Annotated in this window: 18 protein-coding genes; 9 read left to right on the top strand and 9 right to left on the bottom strand. The window is 60.9% G+C overall.

Features of this window, described 5'->3' with window-relative positions; all coding sequences use genetic code 11:
* Positions 1 to 71 precede the first annotated feature (71 nt).
* The gene (locus ISX84_RS06990) at positions 72 to 662 is read left to right on the top strand and encodes a gamma-glutamylcyclotransferase family protein (protein WP_195819631.1); all 591 of its coding nucleotides are present in this window, start codon (positions 72 to 74) and stop codon (positions 660 to 662) included.
* On the opposite strand, the gene ISX84_RS06985 is transcribed toward ISX84_RS06990, so the two are convergent.
* The 3 genes from ISX84_RS06985 to ISX84_RS06975 all read right to left on the bottom strand — a co-directional run bounded on the left by ISX84_RS06985 (position 609) and on the right by ISX84_RS06975 (position 3,916).
* Complete coding sequence (locus tag ISX84_RS06985; RefSeq protein ID WP_195820262.1) at positions 609 to 2,009, bottom strand: MATE family efflux transporter; 1,401 nt, start codon at positions 2,007 to 2,009, stop codon at positions 609 to 611. The genes ISX84_RS06990 and ISX84_RS06985 overlap by 54 nt on opposite strands.
* A gap of 101 nt (positions 2,010 to 2,110) precedes the next feature.
* Entirely contained in the window at positions 2,111 to 3,445 is a 1,335-nt protein-coding gene (gene gltX, locus ISX84_RS06980) for a glutamate--tRNA ligase (RefSeq protein WP_195819630.1), read from the bottom strand.
* Positions 3,446 to 3,505: 60 nt separating this feature from the next.
* A complete protein-coding gene (locus ISX84_RS06975; RefSeq protein ID WP_195819629.1) occupies positions 3,506 to 3,916 on the bottom strand; it encodes a DUF1801 domain-containing protein in 411 nt (136 codons plus the stop codon).
* 103 nt (positions 3,917 to 4,019) lie between these two features.
* Between ISX84_RS06975 and ISX84_RS06970 the strand changes: the two genes are divergently transcribed.
* Positions 4,020 to 4,946: an MBL fold metallo-hydrolase gene (locus ISX84_RS06970; RefSeq protein WP_195819628.1), complete on the top strand. Its 927-nt coding sequence runs from the start codon at positions 4,020 to 4,022 to the stop codon at positions 4,944 to 4,946.
* 42 nt (positions 4,947 to 4,988) lie between these two features.
* Here the strand turns inward: ISX84_RS06970 and ISX84_RS06965 are convergent, their stop codons facing one another.
* Both ISX84_RS06965 and ISX84_RS06960 read right to left on the bottom strand, forming a co-directional pair.
* The gene (locus tag ISX84_RS06965) at positions 4,989 to 5,798 is read right to left on the bottom strand and encodes an alpha/beta hydrolase family esterase (RefSeq protein ID WP_195819627.1); all 810 of its coding nucleotides are present in this window, start codon (positions 5,796 to 5,798) and stop codon (positions 4,989 to 4,991) included.
* 130 nt (positions 5,799 to 5,928) lie between these two features.
* Positions 5,929 to 7,587, bottom strand: a complete 1,659-nt coding sequence (locus tag ISX84_RS06960; protein ID WP_195819626.1) for an NAD+ synthase — start codon at positions 7,585 to 7,587, stop codon at positions 5,929 to 5,931.
* 182 nt (positions 7,588 to 7,769) lie between these two features.
* Here ISX84_RS06960 and ISX84_RS06955 point away from each other — a divergent pair, with 182 nt between their 5' ends.
* Positions 7,770 to 9,158, top strand: a complete 1,389-nt coding sequence (locus ISX84_RS06955) for an MORN repeat-containing protein (RefSeq protein ID WP_195819625.1) — start codon at positions 7,770 to 7,772, stop codon at positions 9,156 to 9,158.
* Between the two features lie 1,041 nt (positions 9,159 to 10,199).
* On the opposite strand, the gene ISX84_RS06950 is transcribed toward ISX84_RS06955, so the two are convergent.
* Positions 10,200 to 12,002, bottom strand: a complete 1,803-nt coding sequence (locus tag ISX84_RS06950; protein ID WP_195819624.1) for an NAD(P)/FAD-dependent oxidoreductase — start codon at positions 12,000 to 12,002, stop codon at positions 10,200 to 10,202.
* 144 nt (positions 12,003 to 12,146) lie between these two features.
* Entirely contained in the window at positions 12,147 to 13,973 is a 1,827-nt protein-coding gene (locus tag ISX84_RS06945; protein ID WP_195819623.1) for a sigma-54-dependent Fis family transcriptional regulator, read from the bottom strand.
* Between the two features lie 197 nt (positions 13,974 to 14,170).
* On the opposite strand from ISX84_RS06945, the gene ISX84_RS06940 reads away from it, so the two are divergent.
* The 4 genes from ISX84_RS06940 (at position 14,171) to ISX84_RS06925 (ending at position 16,980) form a co-directional block, all read left to right on the top strand.
* Positions 14,171 to 14,755: a TetR/AcrR family transcriptional regulator gene (locus ISX84_RS06940; protein ID WP_195819622.1), complete on the top strand. Its 585-nt coding sequence runs from the start codon at positions 14,171 to 14,173 to the stop codon at positions 14,753 to 14,755.
* 113 nt (positions 14,756 to 14,868) lie between these two features.
* Positions 14,869 to 15,417 carry a thioredoxin family protein gene (locus ISX84_RS06935; protein WP_195819621.1) on the top strand — a complete coding sequence of 183 codons (549 nt, stop codon included), beginning with the start codon at positions 14,869 to 14,871 and terminating at the stop codon, positions 15,415 to 15,417.
* 322 nt (positions 15,418 to 15,739) lie between these two features.
* A complete protein-coding gene (locus tag ISX84_RS06930) occupies positions 15,740 to 16,366 on the top strand; it encodes a hypothetical protein (protein WP_195819620.1) in 627 nt (208 codons plus the stop codon).
* A gap of 23 nt (positions 16,367 to 16,389) precedes the next feature.
* Positions 16,390 to 16,980 (top strand): PEP-CTERM sorting domain-containing protein, encoded by a 591-nt coding sequence (locus ISX84_RS06925; RefSeq protein WP_195819619.1) that lies wholly within the window; start codon positions 16,390 to 16,392, stop codon positions 16,978 to 16,980.
* Between the two features lie 261 nt (positions 16,981 to 17,241).
* On the opposite strand, the gene ISX84_RS06920 is transcribed toward ISX84_RS06925, so the two are convergent.
* Both ISX84_RS06920 and ISX84_RS06915 read right to left on the bottom strand, forming a co-directional pair.
* Complete coding sequence (locus ISX84_RS06920) at positions 17,242 to 18,771, bottom strand: cryptochrome/photolyase family protein (RefSeq protein ID WP_326838714.1); 1,530 nt, start codon at positions 18,769 to 18,771, stop codon at positions 17,242 to 17,244.
* Complete coding sequence (locus tag ISX84_RS06915) at positions 18,765 to 19,430, bottom strand: SDR family NAD(P)-dependent oxidoreductase (RefSeq protein WP_195819617.1); 666 nt, start codon at positions 19,428 to 19,430, stop codon at positions 18,765 to 18,767. Before ISX84_RS06915 ends, ISX84_RS06920 begins: the two co-directional genes overlap by 7 nt.
* Positions 19,431 to 19,716: 286 nt before the next feature.
* Between ISX84_RS06915 and ISX84_RS06910 the strand changes: the two genes are divergently transcribed.
* Both ISX84_RS06910 and ISX84_RS06905 read left to right on the top strand, forming a co-directional pair.
* Positions 19,717 to 21,285, top strand: coding sequence for a 2-isopropylmalate synthase (locus ISX84_RS06910; protein ID WP_195819616.1), 1,569 nt, complete (start codon positions 19,717 to 19,719; stop codon positions 21,283 to 21,285).
* A 578-nt stretch (positions 21,286 to 21,863) separates the two neighbouring features.
* Positions 21,864 to 22,904, top strand: a complete 1,041-nt coding sequence (locus ISX84_RS06905) for a rod shape-determining protein (protein WP_195819615.1) — start codon at positions 21,864 to 21,866, stop codon at positions 22,902 to 22,904.
* Positions 22,905 to 22,911: the final 7 nt, after the last annotated feature.

The following is a 22,911-nucleotide window of genomic DNA, read 5'->3' as shown; positions in this document are numbered from 1 at the left end:
GTCTGGTCAAGACGTCTTGTGCCGCCCGCGCCATAATGTTTGAGTGCGCGGGACTGCGCGAAAGACAGACCATGAGCGATCCTTATTTCTTTGGCTATGGCAGCCTTGTGAACACCAAGAGCCATAGCTACCCCGACCCCCATCCCGCCACGCTGAAGGGCTGGCGCCGCGCCTGGGTCGCCACGCCACGATTCGGTGTGGTGCTGCTCACCGGTGTGCCCGCCCCGGGGCACAGCATTCAGGGTCTCATCGCCGCTGTGCCGGGCGCTGATTGGGCAGCACTTGACGCGCGCGAAAGCGGCTATGCCCGCGTGCCTGCCCATGGCGATATCGACCACGCGCATCCTGCCACGCCCGAAATCGCCGTCTATGCGGTGCAGCGGGAAAACATGCTCAGACGCAGCAATCAGATGATCCTGCTCAGCTATCTCGACGTGGTGGTGCAGGGGTTCCACGAGGTCTTTGGCGAGGCCGGGGTGCAGGGGTTCTTTGACAGCACAGATGGCTGGGACACCCCGATCCTGAATGACCGGGCCGACCCCGTCTATCCACGTCACCAGCAATTGACCGAGCTGCAAACCCGGCTGGTGGACGACCACCTGACCCGGTTATCGGCGCAGGTGAAAGAGCGACATGAGGCGCCCCTGCCGCCCGAATTCTGACTTTTTGACAGGCCCACCGTCTGCGGCAGCCGCGCGCATCACCCGCCGCGCCAGGACCCAGGCGATCACGCCAAAGATCACGCCCGCCAGCGCCTGTCCGATCAGCACACCGGCAGGCCCGAACGCCCATGCGCCCAGCAGCACAAGGGGCACCATCCCCACGGTATTGCGGCCCCAATTGAGGAAGGTCGAGTAAAACGGCCGTCCCATGTTGTTAAAGGCCGCATTGCCCACGAAGAGCACCCCGTTGAAGAAAAACAAAAGCGACAGCGGGCCGCAAAAGAGGAATACCAGCTCGCGGGTCACGCCCGTCGCATCGAAGAGCGCCGCGATCTGGGTGCGTAGGCAGAAGAGGATGACCGAGACCAGCACGATCACCATGGCCGTGAACAGCACCGCGTCGTTGAACCCGCGCCGCACACGGTCGTGATCCCGGGCGCCGAAATTCTGCCCGAGGATGGGACCCACAGCGCCCGAGAGGGCAAAGATGATCGCAAAGGCCAGAGGTGTCAGGCGCCCCACGATGGCCATGCCTGCCACTGCCGCCTCACCGAATTGTGCCATGGTCCGCGTCACGATGGCTTGGCCCACCGGTGTGGCGATCTGGGTCAGGATCGCGGGCGCGGCGATGGCGAGGATAGGCCCCAAGTCGCGCAGCATCGGCCCCAGTTGAGGCCGCCCCAGACCGCCGTAAAACCGAATGATCGGGCGCAACGCCATCACCGCAATCGCCACATTCGCGGCGACCGAGGCGAGTGCAGCGCCCGTCAACTCAAGCCCCAGCCCGAAGATCAGGATCGGGTCCAGCACCGCATTCACAAGTCCGCCCCAGATCGTGGACATCATCGCCCGACGCGCATCTCCATGGGCCCGCAGGATGGCCCCGCCGATGATCCCGATCATCAGAAACGGCAGCGCCGGCACGGTGATCCGCAGGTAGGAGAGCGTCAGATCCGCCGTCTCTCCGGTCGCGCCCATCAGCGTCACCAGCCAGGGCAGGTTCACCCAGACCGCAGCGGCAAAACAGATCCCGAAGATCGCGCCATAGGCCAGCGCGTGGGTCTTGCGCGCTTCGGCGCGGGCTTGGTTGCCCTCCCCCAGGGCGCGCGCCACCAATGCGCCAGCAGCGACAGCCATGCCGATGCCAAAGGAGGTGTTGAAAAACAGGATCGCGGCGGCGTAGCCCACGGCTGCAGCCAGCTCTTCCTTGCCCAGCATCGCGATGAAGATCATGTCGATGAAGTCGACGGCAAAGACCGCCATCAGCCCAATCGAAAAGGTCGATGCCATGACCGAGATATGGGCAAAGAGATTGCCGGTCAGGAATTTAGCCTGCGCCTCAGCCATGGCCATCCGTCTGTCTCACGCGGCACCCGAGACTTGATCTTGCAGTCGGCGCAGACCCCACCCCGACAGGGAACGCAGGGAACGGTGGCCTGAAGCCCACCTTACCTGCCAGCCGTGCGGGCCTTGATCACCTGCAAGAGCGGCATCAGGGCCGACATGTCGGGGCCATGGGCCTGACCCGTCAGCGCCTTACGCAACGGCATAAAGAGCCCGCGCCCCTTGCGACCCGTGGCTTCCTTGACCGCTGCCGTCCATGTGCTCCACGTCTGATCGTCAAACGGGGCGTCGGGCAGCAGCTTCATGGCCTCAGCGACGAAATCCGCGTCCTCGGCGTCAATCTCAGGCGCCACCCCGCTGTGCATCATCGTCCACCAGCCTTGGAGATCGTGCAATGTGGTGATATTCTCACGCGTGACCTCCCAAAACTGGGCAGCCTTGTCATCGGGCACACCGGCCCCGGCGATGGCCTCGGCCACCTCTGCCAGAGGCAGCCCCGCCAGATGCCGCGCGGTCAGCGGGAAGAGGTCCTGTTCATCGAATTTCGTCGGTGCCGAACCGAACCGCGTGATGTCAAAGCCGTCGATCAGTTCTGCCATATCGGCGCGCAGTTCCACCGGGTCCGAGGACCCCAGCCGCGCCATCAGGCTGAGCAGCGCCATCGGCTGTACCCCCTGCGCGCGTAGATCGCGCAGCGAGAGCGTGCCAAGGCGTTTGCTGAGCGCTTCGCCCTGCGGGCCGGTCAGCAGCGAGTGGTGTGCAAATGACGGCACCGTACCGCCAAGCGCCCCGATGATCTGGATTTGCGTCGCCGTGTTGGTCACATGGTCCGATCCACGTACCACGTGGGTCACGCCCATCTCGGTGTCATCGACCACGGAGGCCAGCGTATAGAGCACCTGCCCGTCCCCACGGATCAGCACCGGGTCCGACACGGAGGCCGCATCGATCGAGATATCGCCCAGGATGCCATCGGCCCACTCGATCCGCTCCTGATCGAGCTTGAAGCGCCAGACGCCCGCGCCCCGCTCTGCACGCAGCGCGTCTTTCTCCGCGTCGGTCAGCGCCAGCGCCGCCCGGTCATAGACCGGCGGCTTGCCCATGTTGAGCTGCTTTTTCCGCTTCAAGTCCAACTCGGTCGGTGTCTCGAAGGCCTCATAAAAGCGCCCGATCTCGCGCAGCTTATCAGCGGCTTCCGCGTAGCGGTCCAACCGCTCGGACTGCCGTTCCACCTGGTCCCAGTGCAGCCCCAGCCACTCCAGGTCCTGCTTGATACCATCGACATATTCTTCCTTGCTGCGCTCCGGATCGGTGTCGTCAATGCGCAGAATGAATGTGCCGCCCGCCTTGCGCGCGATGAGGTAGTTCATCAGCGCGGTGCGCAGGTTGCCGATGTGGATGTGCCCGGTGGGCGACGGGGCGAAGCGGGTGGTGGTCATGCGTGTCTCCTGTTGGCCTGCGGGATGTCATAGGTGCACAGATTTGTCCAGCGAAGGGCCTTAGGTGGCCGTGACCGGCCAACGGCTTGCGAGATCGTCGAGACCAGCGCGCACGAGACGTTTCAAGACCTCCGTGTCCACATCCTCAAGCTTGTTGATATAGAGGCAGGATTTCCCCGTCTTGTGTTTGCCCAAATCCGCGAGGATTGCACTGAAATCAGCGTATCCGGGCATGATGTAGACCGATAGCCTGGCCTTGCGCGGCGCAAAGCCGGTGGCGAAAAACGTGCCCGACCGACCGGAGGCATAGGTGTAGTCATAGGTACCATAGCCCAGCATACCTCCCGACCAGAGCCGTGGGGCCCAGCCGGTCACTTCGCGAAAGAGGCTGTCGAGCACGCTGGCTTCCCCGTGCCGACGTTCGGGCGTTACCGCCGCCAGAAAGGTGGCCACCTCCACCGCCTCACTCATGATGCCTCCTCGCAAAAATATGATTGGCCGCAAACAGTTTTTCATGGGCACGTCGCATGTGCATACTACCTCAGAGAGCATCCAACAGGAAAGGAAAGTGATCATGTCCGATCAGATCAAAGTCTCCCGCCGTGCGGCCCTTGCAGGCGCCGCCGCCCTGCCACTCGCTGCTGCCGCCGGTGCCACGCGCGCCGCGGCACCCATGATGGGGACCGCCATGTCGCCTTTTCATCGCATCAAGGTCGGTGGTTTTGACGTCACGACCCTGCTGGCCGGCACCCGCGCCGTCGAAGGCCCACACAACATTTTCGGGCTGAATGTCGATGCGGATACTTTTGCTGCTGTCTCCGCTGAAGCCAATCTGCCCACCGACGTGTCGCAGTTCTTCTTCACGCCCACCGTGGTTAACACCGGGTCGGAGCTGGTGCTTTTCGACACCGGGCTTTCGGGGGCCGGCACAACGGCAGCGCTGGAGGCTGCGGGGTACACGGTGGACCAGATCGACGTGGTGGTCATCACGCACATGCACGGCGACCACATCGGCGGCATGACGCTGGACGATGGCAGCCTGACCTACGGCAATGCGCGCTATGTGACCGGCCGCGCGGAGTTCGATGCCTGGGCCGCGCAGGACAACGACAATTTCAAGGCCAAGATCGCGCCCTTTGCCGAACAGTTCTCCTTCCTTGAGGACGGCGGTTCGGTGGCTTCCGGTCTGACCGCCATGGCAGCCTTTGGCCACACGCCGGGCCATATGACCTATATGGTCGAGGATGGTGGCACCCAACTGGTGCTGGGGGCGGATTTCGCAAATCACTATGTCTGGTCGCTGGCGCACCCGGATTGGGAAGTGAAGTTCGATATGGACAAGGCCGCGGCGGCGGCCACGCGGCGGCGCATTCTGGACATGATGGCGACGGACAAGACCGCCTTTGTCGGCTACCATATGCCCTGGCCCGGTATCGGCTATGTGGAGAAAGCGGGCGATGACTTTGCCTATGTGCCGCACAGCTACCAGCTGATGTTGTGACGCGCTGTGGGGCGGTGGCCTGAAAGCCCACCCTACCTGCTTTCAGAGCCGCCCCACTTTTACCAGCTGTTCCCAGCCAAATCGGACGAATTCCGTGCGGAAGGAGTGACCGCCTTCGAAAAGGCAGAACTTGAGTGTGTCACCGGCGGGGTTATCTTCTTCGGAGCACTCCAGATCACCGTAGGTGGCCTGCGCCAAGGGTTCGAATTTGCCGTAGTCGCGATACATCTCCAGTGCCGCGCTGACCTCGCCCTGGTGGGTAGGCCCGATGGGCCGCCCGTTGAGCGGGACAGTGCGGTCTGATGTACCGTGGATATGGATGATACTGGCCACGGGCCCGGCACAGGTTTCCGGCGGCTCCAGCCAGAAGGTGCCCGAGATCGGGATAAACCCGGCAAAGCGGTCACTCATGGAACAGGCGAGGTTCCAGACCATCATACCGCCTGCGCTGAACCCGCTGGCCACGATGCGGCTTTCATCAATGGCAAAGCGATCCGTCGCATCCTCCAGCATCGCCGCAAAGTAGTCGAACTCCTCAGCGCCATCCGTCTCCATATGCCGCGGCGCGTTTGGAATGACCCAATCGTCATCCTTTGATTTCACCGCAATCAGCGCAACACCCATCTCCGATGCCATACGCCGGAGCGACCCATTGCGCATCACCCCCTGTGCAGATCCGCGATAGCCGTGGGCAAACACCAGCGCCGGAACCGGAGTTGCGCCATCGTACCCCTCCGGCAGAGCAATGCGGTAGTGCCGATCCCCCAATGTGCAGTCGGTATCCGGCCCGCAGGCCATGGCCATCGTGCCGCTCGCCCCCATCAGGACTGTGCTCAAAAGAAGTGCCCGCATGAAAAACTCCATATGATCTTTCCGCGCACTCTGTGCGAGGCACCGCACAGGCTCAAATCACAAGCGCGAGACCTTATAGGCACGGCCACTCAACCAGCAGGTAGGGTGGGCTTTCAGGCCACCCCTTGCCTCACGATGGATCGCGCCAGCGGTTCACGATGGGATAGCGGCGGTCCAGCCAAAATGCGCCCTTGGTCAGCCGCGCACCCGGGGCGGATTGAAAGCGTTTGTATTCCGAAATATAGATCAGATGCTCGACCTTCTTGGCCACCTCCCGGTCAAATCCAGCCGCGACGCAATCCTCGATGGAGCCCGCCTGATCCACCAAAATCTCCAACATCGCATCCAGATCCGGGTAGTCCGGCAGGCTGTCGCTGTCCTTCTGATCTTCCCGCAGCTCGGCTGACGGCGGTTTGTCGATCACGCGCTCGGGAATGACCTCGCCTTCGGGGCCTTTCATCCAGTCGCGATGATTTGCGTTGCGCCAGCGACAGGTTTCAAAGACGCGCGTCTTGTAAAGGTCCTTGATCGGATTGTATCCGCCCGCCATGTCGCCGTAGATCGTGGCATACCCGACGGCGACCTCGGATTTATTGCCGGTGGTCAACAACATCTCGCCAAACTTGTTCGACAGCGCCATCAGCAGCAGCCCGCGCAGGCGCGACTGGATATTCTCTTCCGTCAGATCGGGCTCCAGCCCCTCAAAGAGCGGCGCCAACGTGTCCGTAATGGCCGCCCGCCCCTTTGAGATCGGCACGGTGTCGTACCGACAGCCAAGCGCTGTGGCGACGGCCTTCGCATCGTCCAGAGACGCCTCCGACGTGTATTCCGACGGCAGCATCACACAGCGCACATTCTCCGCCCCCAAGGCATCGACGGCAATGGTTGCTACAATCGCACTGTCGATCCCGCCGGAAAGCCCCAGCAGCACCTTGCCGAAACCCGTCTTGGCGCAGTAGTCCCGAAGGGAAGTGACCATCACCCGATAGTCCTGCTCCCAGACGTCAGGATGCGCGGCCTTCTCGCCCTCGACGATGCGCCAGCCCTCCGTCCCGCGTTCCAGATCGACGTGGGTGATCACCTCTTCCAGCACCGGCAACTGCACCGCCAGGGCCCCGCCGGGGTTCAGCGCGAAACTCGCCCCATCAAAGACCTGATCATCCTGCCCACCGACCATGTTGAGGTAGATCAGCGGCAGCCCGGTCTCGACCACCCGCGCGACCATGAGGTTGAGCCGCGTCTCGAACTTGCCCCGGTAGTAGGGCGAACCATTGGGCACCAGCAGGAACTCCGCACCGGTCTCGGCCAGCGTCTCGGCCACATCCTCGTGCCAGGCGTCTTCGCAGATCGGGCTGCCGACACGGGAATTGCCGACCGAATAGGGACCGCCCATCGGCCCCGCATCGAAAATCCGCACCTCGTCAAAGACGGTTTCATTCGGCAGGTGATGCTTGAGCACCTGGCTTGCGATCTGCCCACCCTTGAGGATGAGATAGGCGTTGTAGAGCTTGGTCCCCTCCACCCAGGGTGCGCCAATCGCCAGGGCCGGCCCCTCCGCGCAGTCTTTCGCCAGCTGCGCGATCACATCCGCCACATCCAGCTGAAGCGCCCGGCGCATCACCAGATCCTGCGCGTTGTACCCGGTGATGAACATCTCGGGCAGGGCCACCAGATCGGCCCCGGCCTCCCGGCCCGCTGCCCAAGCCTTGCGCGCCAAGGTTGCATTGCCACGCAGGTCGCCAACCGTTGGGTTGAGCTGCCCCAGTGTAATCCGAAATCTGTCCGACATAGGCCCGGCCCTTTTCGCCTGCTTTACAGTCATGTAGCAGATTGCACCGGCGTGAAAACCCTAACCCAGTGTAATGTCGCAAAAGAAGATTGCCCCCAAAGCGGGCTTTGCATAAGTTCCGGGAAAAGCCGTTCGGGGGTTCGGCCCAGCGTCTTACCTATATGACAATCCCAAGGGGTCTCATGTCTCTTCGCCGTCTTGTCCTTTGCCTCGCTTTCCTGCCTGCACCCTTGCTTGCCCAGGAGGGGCAGGTGCTCACCAAGCAATACGACGACGGCGGCGTTTACGAGGGCACATTCCGCGGCGGTGTCCAGCACGGTACGGGCACCTACAAACTGCCCAACGGCTACGAGTACACCGGCCAATGGCTCGATGGCGAGATCAAGGGCGAGGGCATTGCGCGCTTCCCCAATGGCTCTGTCTACGAGGGGCTCTTTGCCAAGGGCAAACCGGACGGGTTCGGCAAGATCACCTTTGCCGATGGCGGCACCTATGAGGGCGAATGGGAGACCGGGGCGATCATGGGCTCCGGCATTGCGCTCTATGCCAATGGCGTGCGCTACGAGGGCCAGTTCCGCAATGCCAAACACCACGGCAAGGGCACAATGCAAAGCCCCGGCGGATATGAATACAAAGGCGATTGGCTCGATGGCGTCAAAGAGGGCATCGGCACCATCACCTATCCGGACGGCGCGGTCTACGAAGGCGAGATCCGGGCAGGCAAGCGGGCGGGTCAGGGCACGCTGACCATGCCGGACGGTCTGGTCTATGTTGGTCTCTGGCGGGACGGGCAGATTGATGGCACCGGCAAGCTGACGCAGGCCAATGGTGATGTCTATGAGGGACAGCTGGTTGCCGGTCGGCGTGAGGGTGTCGGCAAGGTGATCTACGCCAATGGCGACACCTACGAGGGGGAGTTCGCCAATGATCTGCGCGACGGTCAGGGCACGTTCAGCGCACAGGATGGGTACACCTACACCGGATCCTGGGTCGCGGGCGAGATTGAGGGGCAAGGCCGCGTCACCTATCCCGACGGCTCCGTCTATGTGGGCAGCTTTTCGGACGGGCTGGCAGACGGAGAAGGCCTGATCACCTACCCCGATGGCTCCACCTACGAGGGCGAGTGGAAAACCGGCGTGATCGACGGCACCGGCAAGGCCACCTATACCAACGGCGTGGTCTACGAGGGCGGGTTCAAGAACGCCCGCAACCACGGCCAGGGCGTGATGACCTATGCGGATGGCTACAAATACGACGGCAACTGGGTCGATGGTCAGCGCCAGGGAACCGGCACGGCAACATATCCTGACGGCACGCTCTACGTCGGCGCGTTTGAGGACGGCCAGCGCCACGGGGAAGGCAAGATCACCATGCCCAGCGGCTTTGTCTACGAAGGCGCTTGGGTCGAAGGCGAGATCGAGGGCATGGGCACCGCGACCTATGCCAATGGCGACGTCTATGAAGGCATGTTCAAAGCCGGCAAACGGCAGGGTACGGGCACCATGCGCTACGCCACGGGCGAAGAGGCCACGGGTGATTGGGAAAACGGCGCACTGACGGACGGCGGCTGACGCCGCAGGGACAGCACGTCGGACCAGCTCCGGTGACCATTGTGCATTTTGAGATCAGGGCTGGCATGCGTCGAATGCCTTACTGTTCGTCAAAAACTCTGCCAAAAGTCTGAGCTTGATCACCCCGGTGAGGCTGTCGATGTCCACCGCTCCTCAGGATGCTCGACACCTAAGTCTCCGTGAGCGGTTACCCGTGGCGTAGCATTGATGCTGCACCGAAAGATGCTCCAAATACTGTGATGGAAAGCCAAGTGGCGATCACTCCATGGCATCCATTGGCGCGGCGCCGGGAGTTCAGTGCCCGGATGACGACAGCTCAGCGCGTCGCGCAAGCCCCGCCCACATAGGCCCCCTTCCCCCGGACGCACCAATCGCTGAGGCTTAAATTGAGCCGCGATGGCGGGCGGGCCAAATGCGCTCGTTCTGTTCGTCGATGAGGCTCCGCGCAGTGACCTCGCAATCGTTGGGGCTGTCCAGAATGCAGGTTCTGGCAATACCCCGGTAGACAACGCTGGTCTGATCATACGGCCCATTGGGCCCCTCGATCAGGCGCGTTCTCACAACGTATTTCTCGCCAGCATAAAAGCCGTCTTCCAGAACCGCGGGCGTGCGCGTCTCATCACGAACGGTCGCGCATGCGCTCAGCAGAACACAAATTGATATAGTGAAAGGTTTTAGTGACATAAACTCTACTCCAAACTCGTAACGAATGAACCTAACATAGGGCACTCAACCGGTTGAAACAGCCGGAATGTCGGAAAATAGCGCAGAGTTGATCTGCGGCCGGGCCACGCTGCGAAAGGCGACGTCACCGCCTCTATCGCTCGACGGGTTTTTGCGATTCACAAGCGATCACTCCGAACATCACGCAGAACCTGATCTACTGCAGCCTGTTCCGCTGCCCTGTGCAAAACTGTAGCGCCCGCTCCACACGGCTGCCCTCGCAATCACGCCGGACACACCGCGCCGGACGGGAGGCACCTATCAGCGCACGCGCGCTAGCGGACGTCCGGGCAAACTCGATTGCCCGGAGCCAATCGTTTACCGTCCCAAGTGATGAGACGCCTGTAACTCATAAACCGGTGTCTCAATGCCCTCATAACGCGCCTTCAACTGGAGCGACAGATACTGCGAGTAGTGGCGCGACTGATGCAGGTTACCGCCGTGCATCCACAGGTTTTCCTGCTGTGTCGGCTTCCACATGTTGCGCTGTTCGCCCTCCCAGGGGCCTGGGTCCTTGGGCGTATCGGAACCGAGACCCCAGCATTTGCCCACCTTGTCAGCGGTGTCCTGATCGATCAGATCCGCAATCCAGCCGTTCATCGATCCATATCCCGTGGCATAGACGATCAGGTCAGCCTCAAGCTTGCTGCCATCCTCGAACACCACACCGTCTTCGACGATCTCGCTGACCTGACCATGCGCCAGCTTGACCTTTCCATCGATGATCAACTGGCTGGCGCCAACGTCGATGTAGTAGCCCGAGCCGCGACGCAGATACTTCATGAACAGCCCCGACCCGTCAGCACCCCAGTCCAGCTGGAACCCGGCTTTTTCCAGCCCGGCATAGAACTCCGCATCCACCTCCCTGATCTTGTCGTACACGGGTTTCTGGAACTCATGCATGATCTTGTAGGGGAGCGAGGCAAAGATCATGTCCGCCTTCTGCGTGGTCATCCCTGCTTCGACGGCGCGTTCGGAATAGAGATCGCCAAGGCCGATTTCCATCAGGGGATCAGAACGCACGATATGGGTCGTGGACCGTTGAACCATGGTTACATCCACGTCGTTTTCCCACAGCGCCGCGCAGATGTCGTGGGCGGAGTTGTTCGACCCAATGACAACCGCCTTTTTGCCCTTATAGGCGTCGGGCCCGGGATGTTTGGAGGAATGGTGTTGATCGCCCTTGAAGCGATCCATGCCGGGGAAGGTGGGCATATTGGCCTTGCCCGACATGCCGGTCGCCATCACGAGTTGTTTCGGGCGCAACGTGATTTCCTTTCCGTCGCGCTCGACAACGACCGTCCATTCCTTGCTGTCCTCATCGAACTTTGCGGATTTGGCCGTTGTCCTGGTCCAATAGTTCAGTTCCATGATCTTGGTGTACATTTCCAGCCAATCGCCAATCTTGTCCTTTGGCGCAAAGACCGGCCAGTTCGGCGGGAAGGGCAGATAGGGCAAATGGTCATACCAGACCGGGTCGTGCAGGCAGAGCGACTTGTATCGGTTCCGCCAGCTGTCGCCCGGTTTGTCGTTTTTCTCGATGATGATCGTGGGAACACCCAGTTGCCGCAGACGGGCCCCCAGGGCAATACCACCCTGTCCGCCCCCGATGATCACCGTGTAAGGTTGCACCGTGTGGCCCAGTTCCGCGATTTCCTGATCGCGCTCTTCGCGCCAGGATTTGCGTCCTTTCCCGGCACCGTGCTTGGCACCCAGAGGTCGTTCGTACCCCAGGGGTTCCTCATGCCCCTTCAGTTCGGTCATGGACGTGAGCAATGTCCAGATCAGCCCGTCCTTCAACCGGATCAGGCCATAACCACGCGACACGTCAGTTTCAAAGGTGATCCAGGCCGTGGTGATACCGCCCTCTTCGGTGGCGACCTCGCCTTGTGCAATCTGCCATCCCGATGGCTTGGTCGTTGCAAGTTGCGATGTCAGCATGTCGCGGATTGCGTCCTGGCCCTCCATGGTCCGAATGTTCCAGGTGAACGAAACAAGATCCCGCCAATAGCAGTCAGCTTGGAACATGGAGACAGCCTCCTCGATCCGACCGTTTGTCAGGGCGTCCCCGAACCGGTTTAACATGTCTTCCATTTGATCGTTGTGGGTCGTATCCAGCATGCAGTATTCTCCTCTCCACTGTTGGCGGAAACCATTGCAGGCACGCCTTGTCGCGCCCATCCACACCGCCCGCATTTGCTGCGGCGCGGCGCATCTTCTATCAAAAATCTGTTGCACGCTGAGGCGATGCAACACTCTGTGGCGTCAGGGGCGTCTGATCCCGGCCCGCTTCATCTGGCGATGGATCGTGGATCTGTCGACACCGCGCAAACGGGCAACCCGCGATATGTTCCATCCGCATTCGGTCAGGCTGCGTTCGAGGTCCACCGCCTTTCTGGCCGCGTTTGTCTCCAAAGGGGTGAGCACCGAATTGGGGAGTTGTTCGATGTCGATACGGCCATCGTCACTCATCGCGACGGAAACCCGCAGCGTATTCTTGAGTTCCCGGATGTTGCCGGGCCACTGCCGACGGCGCAGATTGGACCGGGCAGCATCTGTGATGCTGACCGCAGTTGGCTCGGCGACACCGACAAGTCGCAAAATTCTGTCGACCAGGCCGTCGAAATCCGCACGGTCATCGAGATCGGGCAGATCGAGGCAAGCCCCGCCCAATCGAAACATCAGATCAGTGCGCAGGTTGCTCCTTGCGGGCGGCACGGAGCTGGCGGAAACGAGCTTGGCCTTGATGGCAATCGGGTTTTTCCCACCTGCGGGCCGAATCCCATCATCGGTGAGCGCGCGTGCAAGCCGCGCCTGAACCGCAACGGGCAATTCGTTGACGGCATCGAGAAACAGCACCCCGTCACGCGCTTGCGCGATAAGACCCTCATTCCCGTTCCTGTCCCCAAACAGGATCTCTTCCAGTTCCCGTTCAGGGAAGTCCGCGCATTGGACAACGACAAAGGGCGCATATTCATCACGTTCCTTGTGAATTGCCCGCGCCAGTCTTTCCTTGCCGGTACCACTTGCCCCGGTGATCCAAAGCGGCAGATCACTTTTGGCCAAACGTGCAGCCTGCGCCAGCACCCGTTCCATGACCGGGTCTCCAAAATGCAAGGCCGCGAAAGCCCTTGGGAGCGTCTCCGAATTTCCCGCCATCGACTGTCGCGACGGCGGCTTTGGCGCGATTGCATGCGCGTATACCACCTCGCCTGTTTTCATGAAAAGGCATCGATCCTGGGTCGAGCGGGCCCTGGAAAATGTCGGCAGGTCGTCGATTTCCAGATCGAAGAAGGCAGTCAGCCGTTGACCTATGACGCTCCTGCCCGGTGAAGCGGATAGCATTCTGAGTGCCTGCCGGGTGGCCCCGATAATTCTTCCCGAACCATCGACGGCCAGAGCGCCATCGGGATCCACATCGACAAACTCCGGCCGTTCAGAGAAGTGCAGCACCCAATGGGCGCGCATCTCGGCCATGAGGTTTGCCAGTTCGATCCTGCGTGCGGCGCTCTTGACCATATGCAGCGCCAGCGCCTGGGTTGCCTTTGGCTGTGGCGAGCGCAGCAGCGACACGTCCAGCACCGCCGCCAGGTCGCCTTGAAGATCGTAAATCGGGGCCGCGCTGCAACTCAATGGCACGTGGTGCAGATCAAAATGATCCTCCTGATGAACGGTCACCGCGCTACCGGTCGCCAGACAGGCCCCGATGCCATTTGTCCCCGACTGCGCCTCTGACCACGAAGACCCCAGAAACAGTCCCGACTTACGCAGGTCATCTTCGAAATTCGCATCACCGAAGTAATCCACCGTGACCCCATGCGGGTCTGTCAGCAGGACCACGTAGTTCTGGCTCGCAACCTGTCGGAACAATTCCTCCACGCCCGACCGTGCGATGGATGTCAGCCTTTCGGCTTTTTGCTGGTGCTGGCGAAGCTGTCTTTCCGGTAGAATATAGGCTGGCGAAGGTCGCGCCGGATCAAGCCCGTGCTCCTCGATGCACCGCCTCCAGGACGCCACGACAAAGTCATCGCGTTGCACCGGGCGCTCGGACAATGCGGCCTCAATTTCCCTGATATGATCTGCTGCAGCCATCGTTTCCTCCAAAACGGTTCTGCTCGGCCCCCTCCGGATGTCTTTTTGGTCGCGCTCCCCCCTAAGGTCCCACGGCGATCATACCCCGCGCAGAAAATGGCGCGGGGCCTTCTGATCATGTCTCTTGCATCCCGGGTCTAAGTATTGACCGGGTGGTATAAAATGTCTAGATTTATTTGACTTTGGAGAGGTAGCACATGCCCTGGGAAAAGGATTTCGACACCGAAGTCGCGCTCGGCGACGCCATGCGTGTCTTCTGGGCAAAGGGCTATGAGGCGACGTCGATCACCGATCTGACAAAGGCCATGCGCATCAACAAGGGGAGTTTGTACAACGCCTATGGCGGGAAAAAAGACCTCTTTATCAAGGCAATACTGAAATACGCCCGCGACAATCAACAGGCCACGCTTGCAAAGCTCGCGCATATGCAAGACCCGTTGGACTCCATCAAGATGCTGTTTGAGGCGATTGTCACAGAAAGCCTTGCCGACGATGAAAAGCGAGGGTGTTTTCTGGTAAATACTGCCTTGGACATGCCCAACCACACCGAGGACATTCAAGAGATTGTCTCCGGATCGCTGCACGACATGGAAAACTTCCTTGAGCGCTGTATTGCAGACGGGCAGACTAGGGGAAGTATTTCTGCCCGTCTGAACCCGGAGGAAACGGCTAAATCGCTTCTGGCGCAGATTGTGGGACTGCGTGTTCTTGCACGGGGCGTTTTTACCCATGACGGTCTGAATACGATCAAGAAGCAGGCGGTGCTCGGCATTGCAGCCTAGGACAGGTTCGTTGACTTGACCGACTGGTATAAATAAGCCTATCGTTCTGCCCGACACCTCCGTTTTGCAATAGCCGTTCCCGCAACTGGCCGACATCTATGGAAGGACACTGCATGCTTCTCAACACGCCCGTCTGTGATTTTGGCTGGAAAGCCCCGGATTTCACGCTGGCAGACCCTGACGGCACGTCGTTCACGATGTCCGATCATCTGGGCGACAAGGGCCTGATGATCGCCTTCATCTGCAATCACTGCCCGTATGTGCAGGCCATAGGCGACCGGCTCGCCCAAGACGCGCGAACCCTGATGGAAGACGGCATCCATTTCGTTGCGGTCATGTCGAATGACTATCGCCAAGTTCCGCAGGACAATCCCGAGAACATGAAACTCTTCGCCAAGCAGTTCGGTTTCCCATTTCTGTATCTGGTGGATCACGATCAATCGGTTGGAACGGCCTATAGTGCTGTTTGCACACCGGATTTCTTTGGTTTGAACAGCGATGGCGCACTCCAGTATCGCGGCCGTCTGGACAGTGCCGCCATGGGCGATCCCCAAGACAGGGTTCCGGAATTGCTGAACGCAGCCCGTCAGATTGCTGAGAAGGGCAAGGGTCCAACCACGCAAACCCCGAGCATGGGATGTTCGATAAAGTGGCGCCGGTAACGGCGGTGGCGTCTCGCCGCAAACCGGAGCCATGCGATGATCGGTTCCAGCCGTCACGCAAACCGATGTCCGAGGCCCAGCTGGGTGCGTAGGCCTGCGATGTAAGGCCCTTATCGCTGGGCGGTGTATCGCGCGCGGCGTCCGGCAGCCGACGTTGGATTGGTATGAAAGGAAGGGACGCGGGCGACCAGGCCATCCGTAATCTGTTTCATCTCGGACAAACTTGCGCGCGTTTCGGACAAAGCGCCTGCCTGCTCTTTCTCCCCCACGACCCCGTATGTTGAAAAAGCCCATACTTCTTCAGAAGAGAGTGGGGGATACTTTGAAACACTTGAAAATCGCGCTGGTCTGCGCGTTCACGGCACTGGCGCTGCCCGCGCAGGCCGCAACCGTCAAGCTCAACCTCAACAGAAACAGCGTTCCGGATTTCGCGGACACCGGGGTACATAATGGCGACACCGCCCGCGCTGGGGACTTCGCCCTGACCTTCCAGAACATCCGCGTACGGGACGGCAGCGCGCGAGGCTCCGTGTTCAGTTCCGGGATCAGCCTCTCCGGCGGCTTCGACAACACGATTGTCACCGCCGATCTGATTTTCGGCACCGACACCATCATTACCCGCTACGACCTGGGCTTCACCAACTCCGGACCAGCCACGTTTCAACTCAGCGGGGTCAACGGCACGTCCGGTCTCAACTCCCTTGCATCCGCAGGTACATCTGTCTTCGATATGGGCACGATCCCGGTGTTTCTGGCCGGTGTAAGCTACACCCTGACGCACACCGTCACCACCGCGCGCACAGCACAGCTCCGGGCGCTGTATCTCGCAAGCCCGCCACCTGCCGTCATCCCGTTGCCCACCTCGCTGCCACTCCTGCTCGCCGGGGTCGGCGCCGTGGCCATCCTGCGCCGCCGGACGCCTGCCGCAAGGCGCGGCGTCCACTCCTGACACATTCAGAAAGGACCATCGGAATGAAATATCTCATCACCGCGCTCTTCTGCGCCTTCACAACCCTGCCCGCGCAGGCCGCCACAGTCACGCTGGACCTCACATCCAACGCGCCCGCCTTTGCAGATCGAAGTGTCGACAGCGGCGATACTGTCAGCGCCGTGCCATTTTCTCTGACCGTTCAGAGCGTTCAGACCTTAGACAACTCGCCCGCCTTTTCGTTATCCTCAGGATTAATGCTGGGCAGGAGTATTGGCTTCATCGTCAGCTTAGATCTGGTCTTCAATATCGACACTGTGATCGACACCTATGGCGTCAGCTCGGCCTCTCAAGGTGGCGGTAGCTTTCAGATCAGCGGATCCAACGGCACATCGGGTCTCAATGCCTTCCAAACGCCGGGAACAAACGTCTTCGACATGGGCACGATCCCGGTCTTCCTCGCTGGACAGACCTATACTCTGACACATGATGCCTCCGTCGCGTTCCTTAACGCGTTTGGCCTCTCCAGCCCACCACCAGTCGCCCCCGTCCCCGTGCCCGCCTCCCTGCCGCTCCTGCTGGCGGGCTTTGGCGCTGTGGCGCTCCTGCACCGCCGGGCTCGACGACGCATCTGATAGAACCCGCGCCCGTGCAGGACCGCGGGTTGGCCCCGGCACCCCACCCCCTACCCCGGATGCGGGGTGCCGGCGGCGCTCTGGCGCGCCGGGCTGCGGGACGGTGGGCGGGGCGAGGGCGCAGCCCAGCGCCGCTCCACCGTCCAAAGGGAAAGACCGCCCTCTTGACCCCAGGCAATACCGACGTTGCATATTCCGTGAAACGCAGGCGTTAACCCTCACTTAAGGGGCCCGCGGCCAAAATCCCGCCGCGCGCTGCCTTCAGACCTTTTCGCCCGCCTCCAGCCGCCGCAAAAAATCGTCCGCCTCCGCGATCACCGTCTCGCGCCGATCCGCGTCCATCCGGTCCCAGGTCCGGTACATGTTCCCCATGCGCGCATTGTCCTTGAACCGATCCCGATGCCGCTCGAGGAAATGCCAATAGAGCAGGTTGAACGGGCAGGCCCCCTCACCGGTCTTGGTGTTGACCGAATAGGCGCAACCCTTGCAGTAATCCGACATGCGGTTGATGTAGGCGCCGCTCGACACATAGGGTTTCGAGGCGATCATCCCGCCATCGGCAAACTGGCTCATCCCGACGGTATTCGGCGCCTCCACCCACTCGAAGGCATCCATGTAAACCGCCAGATACCACTCATGCACCTGATGCGGATCAATCCCCGCCAGAAGCGCAAAATTCCCCGTGATCATAAGGCGTTGAATGTGGTGCGCATAGGCCTCCGCCGCCGTCTGCTCCACGGCTTTTTCGAGGCAGCGCATCTTGGTCTCACCGCCCCAGTAGAGCTCCGGCAGGTCACGCGAATGCTCCAGCGCATTGCCCTGCACATAGTCCGGGCCCTTCAGGAAATAGATGCCCCGCATGTACTCGCGCCAGCCGATGATTTGGCGGATGAAGCCTTCGGCGGCGTTGATCGGCACATCCCCCGACGCATAGGCCTCGGTTACCTTTTCGCAAACTTCCAGCGGATCCAGCAGCCCGATGTTGATATAGGCCGAGATCACCGCGTGATAGAGGAACCGGTTCTCAGCGAGCATCGCATCCTGATAGTCGCCGAACTTCGGCAAAGCCTTTGAGACAAAATGCGAAAGCGCCCGCCGTGCCTCCCCTTCCGTGGTCGCAAACCAGAAGGGGTGCAGATCGCCGAAATGATTGCCAAACCGCGCCTCGACCAGCGCCAGCACCTCCTCAACCGTTTCATCGGGCGTAAACTGCATGGGCCCGCCAAAACCTACGTCATCGGGGGCGGGCTTGCGATTTTCGTGGTCAAAATTCCACTTGCCTCCGACCGGTTTTTCGCCGTCCATCAACAACCCGGTCTTGCGCCGCATTTCGCGGTAGAAATACTCCATACGCAGCTGCTTGCGTCCCTCGGCCCATGCCTCAAATTCCTGATGCGAGGCGATGAACCGATCATCCTGCAGGATATGCGTCTTGATCGGGGCATGCTTGAGCTTGTCGATCAACCGCCATTCGCCGGGCTCGGTGATCAGCACCTCCGACGCGCCCGTCTCCTCGGCCCGTCGCAGCAACTCTCCCACGATAGAGCCCGCGTTCTCAGTGTCATCCAACTGGCTGTACCGCACGTCCCAGCCGTCTTCTTTCAGCCGCGCGGCAAACTTGCGCATCGCCGCGAAGATCAGCGCGATCTTCTTGGGGTGGTGCCAGACGTAGTCGGTCTCCTCCGCCACCTCGGCCATGACCACCACATCGTCCGCGCGATCCGCCTTTTGCAACGCGCTCAGACCAAGGCTCAGCTGATCGCCCAATACCAGAACAAGGCGGCTCACCACGGCACCGCCTTTCCCGCCCAGTCAAAGAACTGGCCCGTCTGAGCAGGCGTCAGCCCATCAATCACATTGAGCAAATTCTCAGCAGCTTCCTCGGGTGGCACAGACGGATGCCGCCCCAGGTATTTCTCTGTGAACGATGTCGCGACCGTCCCGGGATGTAGCGCCACACAAACCGACTGCTTGTGCGTCCGGCTCAGCTCAATCGACGTCGTATGCACGATCTGGTTCACTGCCGCCTTGGCGCTGCGATAGCTTACCCATCCGCCGATGCGGTTGTCGCCAATCGACCCCACGCGCGCCGACAGGACAGCAAAAACCGATGGCCTGTCTCGCGGCAGCAGATCCGCCGCGTGGCGCAACACCAAGGCGGGCCCCAGTGCGTTTAGGGCAAATTGATCCATCATGGCCTTCTCCGTCACCGCCTTGATGGTCTTTTCCGGCGCTGCACCCTCAATTTCCAACGCGCCGGTGGCGACAATGACCTTATCAAACGGGCATGTAAACTTTTCCAGATGGCGGCTGACGATGTGCTCGGCCGTGATGTCAAAGCCATCCTCAGAGCGGGACAGACCCACCACGTCATCGCCCCGCGCCTTGCAGGCTGTGACAAGTGCCTGCCCGATCCCGCCCGACGCGCCGATGATCAATATTTTCTTCATCGTCGGCGACCTAGCCGGACAATTGGGCAGTTCAACCCCAGGCCGCTGCTGCATGACCTGCAAGACACGAGGCGGGTTCCCAAAAAACCACCTTCCCATTTTTTTCTGTCTGCGTATAACTACGGGCGATGGCACCTGCGTCTCATATCACTCGCCCGCGCATCTCTTTGCGCCCTGCCGCCGCTCTGCTGCTGCTAAGCCGCCTCTGAGCGTGCCCTTCGGCGCGCCCGCTCAGAGGGATGTGCCGCGCGCCAGGGAACATAGCAGAAAATCGAAAGAACCAGACATGACAGATAAAGCCAAACAGGACCACGTCCTGATCTTTGACACCACCTTGCGGGATGGCGAACAAAGCCCGGGTGCAACCATGACCCACGCCGAAAAGCTCGAGATTGCCGGGCTGCTGGATGAAATGGGCGTCGACATCATCGAAGCCGGTTTCCCCATTGCCTCCGAAGGCGATTTTGCCGCCGTATCCGAGATCGCCAAACTGGCGCAGACCTCCGTGATCTGCGGGCTGGCGCGCGCGCAATTCGGCGATATTGACCGTTGCTGGGAGGCGGTGAAACACGCCAAAGCCCCGCGCATTCATACGTTTATCGGCACCTCGCCGCTGCACCGCGCCATCCCCAACCTCGACATGGACCAGATGGCGGAACGGATCGAGCAGACGGTCAGCCATGCCCGCAACCTCTGTGATAACGTGCAATGGTCGCCGATGGATGCGACCCGGACGGAGGAGGATTACCTCTGCCGCGTGGTCGAGATTGCTATCAAGGCCGGGGCGACCACAATCAACATTCCCGATACCGTTGGATACACCGCGCCGCGCGAATCCGCCGAATTGATCACCATGCTGCTCAACCGGGTGTCGGGCGCCGATGAGATCACCTTTGCCACCCACTGCCACAACGATCTGGGGATGGCGACGGCGAACTCGCTTGCCGCGGTCGAAGCCGGTGCCCGTCAGATCGAATGCACGATCAACGGATTAGGGGAGCGCGCGGGCAACACGGCGCTGGAAGAGGTCGTGATGGCGCTGAAAGTGCGCAACGATATCATGCCGTTCCAGACTGGCATCGACAGCACCAAGATCATGAACATCTCGCGCCGTGTCGCAGCGGTCTCCGGGTTCCCAGTGCAGTTCAACAAGGCCATCGTGGGCAAGAACGCCTTTGCCCATGAGAGCGGCATCCATCAGGATGGCATGCTGAAAAACGCGGAAACTTTCGAGATCATGCGCCCCGAAGATGTGGGTCTTTCCGAGACCAATCTGGTCATGGGCAAACATTCGGGCCGCGCCGCGCTGCGGTCGAAGCTCGAAGATCTGGGCTTCGAGCTGGGAGACAACCAGCTCAAGGATGTCTTTGTACGGTTCAAGGAACTGGCCGACCGCAAGAAGGAAATCTATGACGACGATCTGATTGCCCTGATGCGCACGTCGTCCGATCCGGAGAACGATCGGATCAAGCTGGTGTCGCTCAAGGTGGTCTGCGGCACCGATGGCCCGCAGCAGGCCGATCTGGTCATGCAGGTCGATGGCACGGAACACACCACAACCCAGACCGGCGACGGGCCCGTTGACGCCTCCTTCAACGCGATCAAGGCGCTGGTGCCGCATACCGCGCGGCTGCAACTCTATCAGGTGCACGCGGTGACCGAGGGCACGGACGCGCAGGCGACGGTATCCGTGCGGATGGAGGAAGACGGGCGCATCGTAACGGGCCAATCCGCGAACACCGACACGGTTGTGGCCTCGGCGCTGGCCTATATCCACGCGTTGAACCGGCTGCTCGTCCGCCGCGAGAAAGGTGGCAAGGACAAGCGCGAGATCAGCTACAAGGACGTGAGCTAGGTCAAGACAATCTGAAGAGGAGCAGCGTGGCGCTTGGTGACCGCGCTGCTCTTTCGTCGCGACCGCAAGAAAATCCGAGCAGGTGCCTGACCTGAGATTTTCCCTTTGGCGGATGCCGCACTCACGGACGTGCCCTTTTTCAGCCTTAACCGGAGGGCCCTGTTTGTAAGAGCATCAAGCGACCAACAATGGATCGGGCAAGACTGCGCGCGCGAGACAGGTGGCTGCCCTCTAGACCCGCCAAGGCCAGCGCCTTTTTGGGAGCCTCACGCGTGCAACGAAAGAGCGCTAAGAAACCGTGAAGAAAATGCATCGGTTGTGCACCGAATCCCACTGAGACGAGCGCAGCGTGCTTGTCATCGCTCTGGGATCGCGAGGCAGTCGGAGTGAAGGTTAGAAATCTGACGGTGTAATTTAGGGACGTTATTGCGCCGATCACAGTTTATACGCAAAAGCAACATGCCGCCTGCATCATCGTTAACGCCCCTTTCACCCTTTAGCGCCTATGCCTATAAGAGGTTAAAAGCCCGCCTCTCTGGAGTCGCGGGCCAAGAGAAATTCGGGCAAGGTATCAACGCATGTTTGACAAAATCCGCGGGCTGTTTTCATCGGACATGGCCATCGATCTGGGAACGGCCAACACACTGGTCTACGTAAAGGGGCGCGGTGTGATCCTGTCGGAGCCCTCTGTCGTCGCCTACCACGTCAAGGACGGTGTGAAAAAGGTGCTGGCCGTGGGCGAAGACGCCAAGCTGATGCTCGGCCGGACGCCCGGCAGCATCGAGGCGATCCGCCCGATGCGCGAAGGGGTGATCGCGGATTTCGATACCGCCGAGGAGATGATCAAGCACTTCATTCGCAAGGTGCATAAACGCTCGACCTTTTCCAAGCCCAAGATCATCGTCTGCGTGCCACATGGCGCGACACCGGTCGAAAAACGTGCGATCCGCCAGTCGGTGCTGAGCGCGGGGGCCCGGCGCGCCGGCCTGATTGCCGAGCCGATTGCGGCGGCCATCGGGGCGGGCATGCCGATCACCGATCCGACCGGCAATATGGTCGTGGATATCGGCGGCGGCACCACCGAAGTGGCCGTGCTCAGCCTGGGTGATATCGTCTATGCGCGTTCCGTGCGCGTCGGTGGCGACCGCATGGACGAGGCGATCATCAGCTATCTGCGCCGCCAGCAGAACCTGCTGGTCGGGGAAACGACAGCAGAACGGGTCAAGACCTCTATCGGCACGGCGCGCATGCCTGATGATGGCCGCGGCACCTCGATGCAGATCCGCGGGCGCGACCTTCTCAATGGGGTGCCCAAGGAAATTGAAGTCACGCAGGCGCAGATCGCCGAGGCGCTGGCGGAACCCGTGCAGCAGATTTGTGAGGCGGTGATGACCGCGCTGGAAACCACGCCGCCCGATCTCGCGGCGGACATCGTGGATCGGGGCGTTATGTTGACCGGTGGTGGCGCGCTTCTGGGGGACCTCGATCTGGCGCTGCGGGAACAGACCGGGCTGGCGGTATCCATTGCCGACGAGTCCCTCAACTGTGTGGCTCTCGGCACCGGCAAAGCCTTGGAATATGAGAAACAATTGCGTCATGCCATCGACTACGACAGCTAAACGCATC

Origin of the sequence: Roseobacter sp. MH60115, from assembly GCF_015644665.1 — a bacterium.
In the GTDB taxonomy this organism is placed as follows: domain Bacteria; phylum Pseudomonadota; class Alphaproteobacteria; order Rhodobacterales; family Rhodobacteraceae; genus Roseobacter.
The sequence above is the reverse complement of the archived record's forward strand: the minus strand, read 5'-3'. Positions and strand labels throughout refer to the sequence as shown.